Origin of the sequence: Phormidium sp. FACHB-592 (genome assembly GCF_014695795.1) — a bacterium.
Lineage (GTDB): Bacteria > Cyanobacteriota > Cyanobacteriia > Leptolyngbyales > Leptolyngbyaceae > Stenomitos.
This window is the reverse complement of the sequence record NZ_JACJOZ010000006.1, coordinates 1-11,302: the sequence shown is the minus strand read 5'-3', so window position 1 is coordinate 11,302 and position 11,302 is coordinate 1. Positions and strand designations below refer to the sequence as shown.

14 protein-coding genes are annotated in these 11,302 nt (G+C 50.8%); all 14 read left to right on the top strand.

Features of this window, described 5'->3' with window-relative positions:
- The coding region (locus H6F86_RS00240; RefSeq protein ID WP_190446109.1) for a PAS domain S-box protein at window positions 1–1,806 on the top strand (1,806 nt) is incomplete at its 5' end.
- A gap of 6 nt (window positions 1,807–1,812) precedes the next feature.
- A complete protein-coding gene (locus tag H6F86_RS00235; protein ID WP_190446108.1) occupies window positions 1,813–2,442 on the top strand; it encodes a response regulator transcription factor in 630 nt (209 codons plus the stop codon).
- Window positions 2,443–2,750: 308 nt separating this feature from the next.
- Window positions 2,751–3,329, top strand: a complete 579-nt coding sequence (locus tag H6F86_RS00230) for a DsbA family protein (protein ID WP_190446107.1) — start codon at window positions 2,751–2,753, stop codon at window positions 3,327–3,329.
- Between the two features lie 100 nt (window positions 3,330–3,429).
- A complete protein-coding gene (locus H6F86_RS00225) occupies window positions 3,430–3,810 on the top strand; it encodes an AraC family transcriptional regulator (protein ID WP_190446105.1) in 381 nt (126 codons plus the stop codon).
- A gap of 30 nt (window positions 3,811–3,840) precedes the next feature.
- Window positions 3,841–4,800, top strand: coding sequence for a type II CAAX endopeptidase family protein (locus H6F86_RS00220; protein WP_190446103.1), 960 nt, complete (start codon window positions 3,841–3,843; stop codon window positions 4,798–4,800).
- A gap of 86 nt (window positions 4,801–4,886) precedes the next feature.
- Entirely contained in the window at window positions 4,887–5,300 is a 414-nt protein-coding gene (locus tag H6F86_RS00215; RefSeq protein ID WP_190446102.1) for a nuclear transport factor 2 family protein, read from the top strand.
- A gap of 39 nt (window positions 5,301–5,339) precedes the next feature.
- Window positions 5,340–6,074 carry an SDR family oxidoreductase gene (locus H6F86_RS00210; protein WP_190446101.1) on the top strand — a complete coding sequence of 245 codons (735 nt, stop codon included), beginning with the start codon at window positions 5,340–5,342 and terminating at the stop codon, window positions 6,072–6,074.
- Between the two features lie 40 nt (window positions 6,075–6,114).
- On the top strand, window positions 6,115–6,321 hold the full coding sequence (locus H6F86_RS00205) for an SDR family NAD(P)-dependent oxidoreductase (protein WP_190446100.1): 207 nt from the start codon (window positions 6,115–6,117) through the stop codon (window positions 6,319–6,321).
- A gap of 90 nt (window positions 6,322–6,411) precedes the next feature.
- Window positions 6,412–6,993, top strand: coding sequence for a nuclear transport factor 2 family protein (locus H6F86_RS00200; protein ID WP_190446099.1), 582 nt, complete (start codon window positions 6,412–6,414; stop codon window positions 6,991–6,993).
- Between the two features lie 162 nt (window positions 6,994–7,155).
- Window positions 7,156–7,902: an SDR family oxidoreductase gene (locus tag H6F86_RS00195; protein WP_190446098.1), complete on the top strand. Its 747-nt coding sequence runs from the start codon at window positions 7,156–7,158 to the stop codon at window positions 7,900–7,902.
- 173 nt (window positions 7,903–8,075) lie between these two features.
- Window positions 8,076–8,819 (top strand): type II CAAX endopeptidase family protein, encoded by a 744-nt coding sequence (locus tag H6F86_RS00190; RefSeq protein ID WP_190446097.1) that lies wholly within the window; start codon window positions 8,076–8,078, stop codon window positions 8,817–8,819.
- Between the two features lie 168 nt (window positions 8,820–8,987).
- Entirely contained in the window at window positions 8,988–9,956 is a 969-nt protein-coding gene (locus H6F86_RS00185; protein WP_190446096.1) for an SDR family NAD(P)-dependent oxidoreductase, read from the top strand.
- A gap of 137 nt (window positions 9,957–10,093) precedes the next feature.
- Window positions 10,094–10,537: a RidA family protein gene (locus H6F86_RS00180; protein WP_199304910.1), complete on the top strand. Its 444-nt coding sequence runs from the start codon at window positions 10,094–10,096 to the stop codon at window positions 10,535–10,537.
- A 222-nt stretch (window positions 10,538–10,759) separates the two neighbouring features.
- Entirely contained in the window at window positions 10,760–11,143 is a 384-nt protein-coding gene (locus H6F86_RS31995) for an SDR family NAD(P)-dependent oxidoreductase (protein WP_242033293.1), read from the top strand.
- Window positions 11,144–11,302: the final 159 nt, after the last annotated feature.

Here is an 11,302-nt window from a genome sequence, read left to right as displayed (position 1 = left end):
TGGTCGAATCAAGCCATCTTCAATGACCAGGGAGCGGTCGTTGAAATCTTATCGGTGGGCAATGACACCACCCAGCGCAGACAAGCAGAAGAGGCATTACAACGCAGTGAAGCCAAGTTCCGAACTATCTTTGAAAACTCACAGGTCGGCATCTTCCGCACCCGCCTCTCGGATGGATTACTTCTCGATGCCAATCAACGCCATGCCAATCTGTTTGGCTTTGATTCACCAGAGGAGATTATTGGGCTTGAACACGCCACAGACTACTATGTAAATCCCAGCGATCGCCAACAATTCCTTGAGTTGCTGAAGCGTGATAGGGAAGTGCGAAGCTATGAAGCACAAATGCGAAAACGAGATGGGACAGTGTTTTGGGTACTTTTCTCTTCTTATCTGAATGCAGCCGATGGATACATCGAAGGCGTGATTGCGGATATTAGCGATCGCAAACAAGCAGAAGAGGCATTACAACGCAGTGAAGCCAAGTTCCGAGCTATCTTTGAAAACTCGCAGGTCGGCATCTTCCGCACCCGCCTCTCGGATGGATTAATTCTCAATGCCAATCAACGCCTTGCCAATCTGTTGGGCTTTGATTCACCAGAGGAGATTATTGGGGAGCACTGCGTCGGCTATTTTGTAACTCCCAGCGATCACCAACAATCCATTGAGGTGCTGAAGCGGGATGGGGAAGTGCGAAGCTATGAAGTACAGATGCGAAAACGAGATGGGACATTGTTCTGGGGACTTTCCTCTTCTTATTTGAATGCAGACGATGACTACATCGAAGGGGTGATTGCGGATATTAGCGATCGCAAACAAGCAGAAGCCGCGCTGCAAGCCTCTGAGGCAGAACTACGGGCGCTCTTTTCAGCCATTCCCGATCCGCTGTGTATCTTCACTGCTAAAGGGCAATTAGTCTGCACGATCAAAGGAAAGCCGTCCTATGGAGAGTCGCATAGGGAGAAGTATATTGGTAAAACACTGCATCAACTCCATGCTAAAGAACAAGCTGATGAATTCCTGAGTTATATTCAGCAGGTGCTGAGAACCCAACAAGTCCTCACCGTTGAATACAGCGAGTGGATAGCTGGGCGAGAAATTTGGTTTTCGGCTCGCATTGCCCCGATTCGGCACGAACAGGTGATTTGGCTGGCGCGAGATATTACGCTGCAAAAGCAAGCAGAAGCAGCCTCGATTTTAGAAGAACGCAACCGCATGGCACGCGAAATTCACGACACTTTAGCACAAATATTTACAGGTATTATCATTCATGCTCGATCGGCGTCCAATAAGGTAACTGTGGCTCCAGAAAAAGCGCAAACTCTCCTCACTCAAGTCCTCGACTTAGCTCGTTCTGGGCTCACGGAGGCACGTCGTTCAGTAGAGGCACTACGCCGCCCATACCTTTTGGAGAACGGTAACTTACAGGATGCTTTAAGGCGTCTTGCGGCTCAATTGGACTCTTCGCTCACAACCCAAGTCGTCTACGAAGTCATTGGTACAACCTATCCCCTATCCTCTGATCTGGAGAATAATCTGTTTCGGATTGGGCAGGAAGCGTTGACCAATGCAATCAAACATGCCAAGGCGCATGAAATCCGCATTGAACTGGTCTATAAACCGACCCAATGCAGCTTGCGAATTAAAGACGATGGGCAGGGATTTGAGGTAGAAAACCAGGCGATGAGGAATGGCTTTGGTCTAATCGGAATGACAGAACGGGCTGAACGCATTAGAGCTGAATTAAAGATTCAAAGTAATCTAGGGCAAGGGACAGAGATCATGGTATCCATTGATCGGGAGTAAGTTAGCATGAGTCAGCCCAGTCACATTCGTGTTCTTGTTGTGGACGATCATCCCGTTATCCGTCAGGGTTTGATCGGAATGTTGGAGGAGGCTCCAGATATCGTCATTGTGGGTCAGGGGCGAAATGGGCATGAGGCGATCTCGGTGTTTCAACAACAACAGCCTGATGTGACTTTGATGGATTTACGGATGCCTGAGATGGAGGGTGTTCCGGCGATTACGGTGATTTGTAATGAATTTCCCAACGCCCGGATTATTGTGCTGACCACGTATGACACTGATGAAGAGATTTATCGAGGATTGCGAGCCGGGGCAAAGGGGTATTTACTAAAGGACTCTGAGCCAGAGGAACTATTGACAGCCATTCGTACCGTGAACAGGGGGCAACAGTACATTCCCCCCAATGTGGCTGCCAAGCTAGTACAGCGGATGACTGGTCCAGAACTGAGCGATCGTGAGCTAGAAGTTCTCCAGTTAATTGGACAGGGAATGAGCAACCAGGAAATTAGCACGGCTCTCAATATTAGTGAAAGTACAGTAAAGACTCACGTCAACCGAATTTTAAGCAAGCTAAATGTCAAAGATCGCACCCAGGCAGCCATCACAGCGTTGAAACGAGGAATTGCTAATTTGTGAAAGCAAAGACGGTACTTCTGACTAGGTTAACGCTCATCACCAGTCACCCCTCTGGAGCGCAAGGTTTTAGTCGATGAGGCAGGCAATCAAACCTAAGTTTGATCCAAATCCCAACTTAAGTCTGATTCGTTCTACTGTCTCAGGTTGACTCATCCTCAATTATTTTGTTGATTAAAATACAGACCTCAAATTGACTACAATCCTAAGCAAACCTTATACATTAAGTTCATACAAACGATTACAGAGTTGAAGGACGAGATTTCAGAGTGCCTCTCACACGATGAAACTCTTTTCTTCAAAGGTTTAGAATGAGCGATGTTATTCCTGGTGATGCACCTAGCAATCACAATCAATTAGTTGTACCCCCTTCTGAGCAAGACCATCGACAAGGATCATTAAACGCCCGCATTGTGCTTGTTGAATATGGGGATTATCAATGTCCTCAATGTGGTGAACTTTATATCTCAATTAAGGCAATTCAACGACAGCTTAAGGCAACCCTAGTTGGAAGAGATTCTCTATGCTTTGTATTCCGGCATTTTCCTCAACCTCACATCCACCCTCAAGCTCAAAAGGCAGCAGCAGCGACAGAAGCAGCAGGGGCACAAGGTCAGTTTTGGCAGATGTACGAAATCTTACTGGAGCATCAACAAGCGTTAGGGAATGGCTACCTTGCCGAGTATGCTGATCGTTTAGGACTTAACGTTCCTCAATTTCTGCGAGATATCGCAAGAGGCACCTATCTCGATCGCATTAATCGAGATATCGAAAGTGGAATACGCAGCGGAGTGACCGACGCTCCAGCCCTATTTATCAATAACATTCGGTATACCGGACACTGGACAATAACAGAGTTGACGGCAGCCATTGTCGCTGCAAGTCACTAAGCTCTATTCATATTTGACTTGTTTGTTAGTGCTAGTAAGCGATCGAATTTGATGGCTAGCTTTTGCCTGTTTTGTTGAACAACTTGCCAATTTTTGAACCATGCTAACAACTACAACGTCAACCACTGAATTCAAGCACAAAGGCTTAACACACACTCAGTTGCAACAAGTACTCGACTACATTCAGACTCACCTCGATTCGGCAGAGCCGACGCTACGCGAACGAGACTTGTCACTGGCTGAACTTGCAGAAACTCTGAATCTTAGCCCGACTTACTTTGCCACTGCATTCAAACAAGCGATCAATATTTCTCCACACCAGTACGTCATTCAACAGCGGGTGGAACGAGCAAAATTGATGCTGTCGAAAACAGATTTAGCAATCACAGACATTGCTTTACAAGTTGGTTTCTCCAGTCAAAGCCATTTAAACCAACAGTTTAAGCGCCTGACTGGAATGACCCCAAAACAGATTCGCTAACTTTATGACGCACGAGTCAAGGAGACAAAGATGAAGTTTCAAGCAATCACAGGAAAGCAGGGAATCGGAAGTGAAGTGCAAGATGCGACTTACGTGGAGGCTGCCCGGTGGGGTAAGTATCGGGGGTGGCGGTATGTTCTGGGGCTGGTGGTCATCCTCTTTGCGTGGCTGGTGGTCGGGACTGGCGCCGGCGTCCTCGTCGCATTCGCGCTCAGCGGCCAGCCGGATTACTCCGTGCTTGGTCCTTTCGGGAAGTTCTTGTTTATTATGGCGGGTTTCGCGTTTTTCCTCGTGGGGGTTCTCATCGCCGTTACCCTTATCCACCGCCGCCACCCCCGGACGCTCGTCACGGCGCGGGAGCGGATCGACTGGCGTCGCGTCGGTCAGGGGTTTGTGGCGTGGTTCGTTCCAGTGTGTCTGATAGGCGGGCTGGGACAATACCTTCTTTACCCCGACACCTTTTCCTTCAACTCCGACCTCGCGTCGTTCGCGCTCTTCGTGCCGCTGGCACTGGTCCTCATCGCGATCCAGACCACCACCGAGGAGCTGTTCTTTCGCGGCTACATCGTGCAGGGAGTGAGCATGATCTGGAGCAACCGCATCTTTCTGGCGATCGCGTCAGCCGTGATATTCACCCTGCCGCACCTCGCCAACCCGGAGGCGATCTCAGGCGGCTGGCTCACGGTCTTTTTCAACTACTTCCTCGTTCCGGGTCTGTTGTGGACCGTGGTCTCGTTGATTGACGGAACCACCGAACTCGCCATCGGCGTACACTTCGCGAACAACATTGGCGGCATACTCCTGATCAACGCACCTGGAACCGCCGTGACCACACCGGCCCTGTTCACAGTCAGCGAGTTCCGCGCGACCTACGCGGCGCTATCGGTGCTGGTGATAGTCCCCATATTCCTGGCGATCGCCTACAAGGTGTTCAAACGCGACAAGGCATCTGAACCCGTTTCCCAGAGAGATCGGAAGGGTTGTCGGTGATCTCGTTAGTCAACAAAGTTTCCTGGTTGCCAAAGGCAGCATAAAGGCTCAGACGAGTAATACCTCTAAACAATGAAGATAACAACATGAACACAAAGACTACTCCTATTCAAAACACTTCCTCAGTTCTGCTCAAGATGGAAGCGGCAATCAATGCTCATAACATTGATACGTTCGTGAACTGCTTTGCTCCTGACTTCGTAGGTGAACAACCCGTCCATCCGGAGCGAAACTTCACTGGTGCAGAACAAGTGCGGAAGAACTGGACTGCTCTCTTCGCTCAAGTTCCTGATCTTCAGGCGAAATTAATCACCCATACGATCGCGAGTGAGTTGGGTTGGTCGGAGTGGCACTGGCAAGGCAACCATACCAACGGCACAAAACTCGATATGCGAGGCGTTGTGGTGGTGGGACTGAGAGAAAACGCGATCGCATGGGCGCGGTTGTATATGGAGCAGCTTGCCCAAGTCGTACAGGCAGACATCCTAAGAGCAGTCTAACTGCTAATCAGCTTTAATCACCTACAAGGAACAATCACCATGTCAACTGTTGAGAATAAAGTTATTGCAATTACTGGAGCTAGTAGCGGTATTGGTGAAGCAACTGCTAGATTGCTGGCTCGTCAGGGTTTACGGGTTGTGTTAGGGGCGCGGCGCACCGATCGACTGGAAGCAATTGCTGCCGAAATTCGCTCTAAAGGTGGCGAAGCAGAATACCGTACCCTTGATGTCACCAACCTCGAAGACATGCAAGCCTTTGTCGAGTTTGCCCAAGCTAAATTTGGTCGCCTTGATGTTGTGGTGAACAACGCAGGCTTGATGCCACTCTCCAGGCTAGAGGTGCTGAAGATCGATGAATGGAACCGCATGATTGATGTGAACATTCGCGGTGTGCTTCACGGGATTGCTGCTGCGCTACCTCTCTTTAAGCAGCAACGATCAGGGCAGTTTGTCAATCTATCCTCGATCGGCGGGCACAACGTTTATCCAACCGCAGCCGTATACTGCGCCACTAAGTTTGCAGTTTGGGCGATTTCCGAGGGACTGCGGCAGGAATCGACAGACATCCGGGCTACGGTGATTTCGCCTGGAGTGACGGAAACTGAACTTGCCAGCACGATCACGGATGCTGAAGCAGCGGAATGGGTGGAGGGATTTCGTGAGGCAGTGATTCCAGCAGATGCGATCGCGCGGGCGATTGCCTTTGCGATCGAGCAACCCGCAGAGGTGGATGTGAATGAAATCATTGTTCGACCGATTGGACAAATGAGCTAAATCTCGGAAAGTCAATCTTGATTGAAACAGGAGAAACAAAATGATACTGCAAGATAAAGTGGCGTTAGTGACTGGTGGCACATCGGGAATTGGTCGTGCAACGGTGACCCTTGCGGTATCTGCGAAGCAGCGCGCATTCGGTGCTGCTGGAGCAAAAGTCGTGTTCTCCCGTAGACGCAACGTAGAAGGTGAAAAAACCGCCCAACTGATTCGCGAAACAGGTGCTGAATGCTTATACGTCCATTGAAACAAGTTCACTAACATCACAAGAATCTGAAAGCAGTCAAGCATTGGAACTCAAGACACTTTAGATAGATAGCACCAGGAGTATTTCATCATGGTCAAAGAGCAAACTGTAGACGGACAAGCAAATTTACAAGCAACTACCAACTTGACACCAGCTCAGGAGTCTTTGCAAGCACTTTGGGAAGAGCATTTACAGTACGAGTTTGGCACTCACAGTACTGAAGATGCCCTCGCTACGATGGTTGAAGATGCTTACGTTAACCACATCCCGGTCATGACTGGGGGAGTCGGGAAACCAGCACTGCGCGAGTTCTATTCCAAATACTTCATTCCACAGATGCCGCCGGACATGGAGTTGACCCCAATCTCGCGCACGATCGGAACGGATCAACTCGTGGATGAAATGGTGGGTAAGTTCACTCATACCGTTCGGATGGAATGGATATTACCCGGCGTTGCTCCAACTGGAAAACGGGTTGAAGTGCCAGTAGTTGCGATTATTCGGTTTCGTGACGGCAAGATAGCCCATGAACACCTCTACTGGGATCAGGCGAGTGTTTTGGTTCAAATTGGCTTGCTCGATCCGGGTACACTTCCCGTCGTGGGCGTTGACAGTGCGCGTAAGGCGATCGATCCCAACTTACCTTCAAACACACTAATCGAGCGCGACTAAGTGTAAAAGCCAGCAAATATCAATGCCCAAACCCACCATTTTGCAACCAGGATCGTACTCATCCTGGTTGTAGGAGGCGCTTCTTATTGCTGGCTCCTACACGTATTGCTCATTGAGTTTTTGACAAAGTGACACAGCCATTCACAACAAGAGGTAACTATCATGATGCTGAAAGACAAGGTTGCTTTGGTGACTGGCGGAACATCGGGCATCGGTCGAGCAACCGCGATCGCCTATGCCCAACACCAAGCAAAGGTGGTGGTAGTGGGTCGTCGCATGGATGAAGGTGAAGAAACGGTTCGATTGATTCAGGAAGCTGGCGGAGAGGCGATTTTTGTGCAAGCAGATGTCACAAAAGAAGCCGATGTGAAAGCAATGGTTGATCAAGCGGTTGGCGTTTTTGGTCGGTTAGATATTGCCTTTAATAATGCCGGCACTGTCGGCGAAAACCCCTCATTGATTGAACAAACAGAAGCGGAATACGAGCGCATGATGAACGTCAATGTCAAAGGCGTTTGGTTGTCGATGAAATATGAAAGCGCTCAGATGTTGAAACAGGGAAGTGGTTCAATCGTCAATATAGCATCTGCGGCTGGAGTCGTTGCAGTTCCTAGCCTACTCCTCTACACCGCGAGTAAACATGCGGTCGTAGGTTTAACCAAAGCTGTTGCGCTCCAATATGCCAAAGCGGGGATTCGCATCAATGGCGTTGCACCAGGATCAATCCAAACAGATATGTCTGAAGCAGCTACAGATGAAGTCAAAGCTTACTTGACAGGACTTCACCCGATCGGACGAATTGGAACACCGCTTGAAGTTGCCAATGCAGTCCTGTTTTTATCCTCTGACCTGGCATCGTTCGTAACAGGTGAAACGTTGATGGTCGATGGTGGGTTTGTAGCGCAGTAGTCGATCGGCAGTGCGAAATGTTTGATACAGCACTGCAAGCGACTTACTAAAGTAACACTGAAATCGGTTCGCTAATTCCATAAGAAACTCCATAGGAATCTGCAAGAAGTTGAGTGTTGGCACTGACTACACTCACATGAACTAAGACAAAGAGAACTTGAGAGGTGATGATAATGTCCAAAGTGCCTTCTAACTCCCCACAGGGACAGGGAAAGACCTTCGCCGCTGTTTCAGAGCAGTCCTCACCCAACAAGCCGTCCCGTCCGGGCTGGCTCGAAATCATTGTGGGTCTTGTCGTCTTGGGTGCCATCGGAATCGGGGGCGCGTTGCTGGCCGGGCAGTTCGGTCTCGATCCTGTCGTCTACGGTCTGGTCCTCGCCGCGCTGTCTGTTATCGCCCCCTTTGCCGGGTTTGCGGCAGCGGCGTTGCTGCGCCTCCGCTCGTGGAGCACCTTCGGTGTACGCTGCACCACGGCGCGCTGGCTCCTGATCGGGGCTGGAGCAGGGGTGGTCGCCTTCGTGGTCAGAGGTTTTGCGGCCATGGCCTACACCGCCCTCACCGGAGATAGCTCCACCCCCCAGGAGGTGTACGGTGACGCTGGCAGCGGCGGGGCGCTGTCCTTGGTGCTGGCTACGCTGTTTATCGGTCTGCTCGTGCCCCTCGTCGAGGAACTGCTCTTCCGGGGTGTTGTCACCAACGCGCTGCTGCGCTACGGCCCGTTCATTGGTGTTGTGGGCAGCACCCTGATCTTCGCCCTCGCTCACGGCGTCAACATCGTCTTCGCAATAGCTTTGGTATTTGGTCTGGTCAGCGCTGAATTGTTCCGCCGCAGCGGCTCGATCTGGCCTGGCGTCATCGCCCACGTTATCAACAACCTGCCCACGGTCTTCGTGTTGATGCTCATCCGAGCGGCATGAATACTCACCATCACGCGAAAGGGGTGTCTTCCCAATGGCTTACTGTAGAGCCACCAACTCATGCTGGGAGGAGAACCCTGATTGCTACGACTCGTATCCGAATCTCGCTACTAACTGGAGCCATGCTGCTGGTCATTAGTGCTAAACGCACAATTAAAGGAAGAAGAAATGACTGAAACATTTGGTGCAAAATCGACCGCCGACGAGGTGCTTTCCGGCATTAATCTTAAGGGAAAGGGATTTTTCATTACGGGTGTATCGTCGGGCATTGGGCTCGAAACCGCGCGCTCACTGGTCGCTCACGGCGCTAGCGTTGTCGGCGCAGTCAGAAACCTTGCTAAAGCTGAGCCAGCCACTGCATCGGTTCGTGATGCTGCGTCCCAAGGAGGTGGTAGCCTGGAGTTGATCAATCTCGATCTGGCATCCTTGCAAAGCGTTCGTGACTGTGCGGATAAACTGTTGGCTGGCGGTCAACCGTTCGATGCCATCATCGCTAACGCTGGCGTTATGGCAACTCCGTTCGGTCGAACGATCGACGGCTTTGAAGTTCAATTCGGAACCAACCATCTTGGTCATTTCGCCCTGATCAATCAGATCGAGTCGCTGCTCGCCGATCATGGACGGCTGGTGGTCCTGTCGTCGCTCTCGCATCGCGGTGCCGACATCGACTTGGACGATCCGAATTTCGAGCAGCAGGCATACGATCCATGGGTCGCCTATAGCCGATCGAAAACCGCCAATTCCCTGTTCGCTGTGGAGTTTGACAGGCGGCATCGCGATCGCGGCATTCGGGCGGCTTCGGTGATGCCCGGAAACAGTCTGACGGATCTACCCCGCCATTTCTCGCCGGAGGACTTGCAGGAACTTTTGCAGACCGTTGACGCAGCGCGCACCGAAGCGGGTCTGCCGCCGAAAGAGTTGAAAGAAATCCCGCAGGCAGCCGCGACATCGGTCTGGGCAGCAGTCGTAGCTGACAAAGACGAGATCGGCGGACACTATCTTGAAGATTGTGCAGTTGCGCCGATCAATGACACGCCCAACCCGTTTGCCGACGGTGTCAGGTCGTATGCGCTCGACGCGAACAAAGCCAAGCAGCTTTGGGCGAAAAGCGAGGAATTGATCAGCGCTGCGTCTTAAAGGTTATCGCACACATCTAAACGCAATAATCCATTCCACTTTCGTACTTGGATGAACACTCACAAGAATGCTCGATTGACGTATAAGCGTTAATCACCATACTTTACGTTTCCCGTAAACTCGACCAGGAAAACACCATGTCACAAAAACTCTCAGATTTCCAGCGACCCACAACAGGAGCATTCCATATGGCCCAGCGTGACGCCGTTTTCCCCGCCGGTCGGCATGACCTGTACATGTCGCAGACCTATTCCGCAGCGATCAGATCAGGTGACCTCTTGTTCGTGTCCGGTCAGGTCGGCAGTCGCAACGATGGCTCGCCCGAGCCGGACTTTGAGGCTCAGGTCCGACTGGCATTCGCCAATCTCGAGGCGACCCTGCAAGCGGGTGGATGCGGGCTTGACGATATCGTCGACGTGACGACCTTTCATACCGATCCCGAGAATCAGTTCGGCACGGTCATGACCGTTAAAAGCGAAGTCTTCCCGGAAGCGCCTTATCCGAATTGGACGGCGATCGGCGTCAACTGGCTCGGGGGGTTCGACTTCGAGATCAAGGTCATCGCTCGTATTCCAGGCTGAATTCATCAGGCGGAGCGGGCGACGAGATAATCCGACACTGCACTCGACCAGCCCGGCGCGAACCGTCCTCGCGAATCGTGAGCTGGTCGGTGCCGAGCCAGCCAATGAATGTCTGTCCGTTCGGCATTTGCCATTAGGGGGAAACGATTCGCGGGCTGATTGGTAAGTAAATTGCCGATTTAGAGATCGCATCAGTAATAATCACATACCCAGGAAAGCACTATGTCACAAAAACTCTCAGGCAAAGTTGCCCTCGTCACTGGCGGCTCTAGCGGTATCGGACTCGCCACTGCTAAGCGATTTGTCGCTGAAGGTGCCTATGTCTTTAGAGAGTGGCTACACCTCGGAAATAAGGTGTTTGAGGAGTTGCCTCGGAAAGAAGCGAAAACTAAAGCTCGTCTATGGGATAGTTGGCTTAAGCAGCAGTGGCAAACTTACTGGACAGCTTTACCATTAGGCGCTTCTGATAGCGGCACTATTGCTGAAGTGCGGGATGGATCGATCCCTTTATCACGTCTCTTCATGCACTTTACCAATGGCATAACGGTACAGAAGAAAGTCCTAACCATAGGGATGCTTTTGTTGTATTCCATTTCTCACCGTTAGAGCAAATGGCTGAGGTCTATGAGGATCTATATTCTGCGGATCTGGGTGAATGTTTAACTTTGAAAGATGGAAGACGTATGTTTCCATTTTCTCAATACAATGATGGATTTCTAGCAATTTTGATTGAAGACAGTGTAACTCCAAAAGCAGGACAAGTTG

What these genes read in the sequence shown, in the direction of transcription:
- H6F86_RS00210 (WP_190446101.1), top strand. Translation starts at nt 5,340, where the DNA reads ATGTCAACTGTTGAGAATAAAGTTATTGCAATTACTGGAGCTAGTAGC.
- H6F86_RS00205 (WP_190446100.1), top strand. Translation starts at nt 6,115, where the DNA reads ATGATACTGCAAGATAAAGTGGCGTTAGTGACTGGTGGCACATCGGGA.
- H6F86_RS00230 (WP_190446107.1), top strand. Translation starts at nt 2,751, where the DNA reads ATGAGCGATGTTATTCCTGGTGATGCACCTAGCAATCACAATCAATTA.
- H6F86_RS00190 (WP_190446097.1), top strand. Translation starts at nt 8,076, where the DNA reads ATGTCCAAAGTGCCTTCTAACTCCCCACAGGGACAGGGAAAGACCTTC.
- H6F86_RS00235 (WP_190446108.1), top strand. Translation starts at nt 1,813, where the DNA reads ATGAGTCAGCCCAGTCACATTCGTGTTCTTGTTGTGGACGATCATCCC.
- H6F86_RS00180 (WP_199304910.1), top strand. Translation starts at nt 10,094, where the DNA reads ATGTCACAAAAACTCTCAGATTTCCAGCGACCCACAACAGGAGCATTC.
- H6F86_RS00195 (WP_190446098.1), top strand. Translation starts at nt 7,156, where the DNA reads ATGATGCTGAAAGACAAGGTTGCTTTGGTGACTGGCGGAACATCGGGC.
- H6F86_RS00220 (WP_190446103.1), top strand. Translation starts at nt 3,841, where the DNA reads ATGAAGTTTCAAGCAATCACAGGAAAGCAGGGAATCGGAAGTGAAGTG.
- H6F86_RS00185 (WP_190446096.1), top strand. Translation starts at nt 8,988, where the DNA reads ATGACTGAAACATTTGGTGCAAAATCGACCGCCGACGAGGTGCTTTCC.
- H6F86_RS00200 (WP_190446099.1), top strand. Translation starts at nt 6,412, where the DNA reads ATGGTCAAAGAGCAAACTGTAGACGGACAAGCAAATTTACAAGCAACT.
- H6F86_RS31995 (WP_242033293.1), top strand. Translation starts at nt 10,760, where the DNA reads ATGTCACAAAAACTCTCAGGCAAAGTTGCCCTCGTCACTGGCGGCTCT.
- H6F86_RS00215 (WP_190446102.1), top strand. Translation starts at nt 4,887, where the DNA reads ATGAACACAAAGACTACTCCTATTCAAAACACTTCCTCAGTTCTGCTC.
- H6F86_RS00225 (WP_190446105.1), top strand. Translation starts at nt 3,430, where the DNA reads ATGCTAACAACTACAACGTCAACCACTGAATTCAAGCACAAAGGCTTA.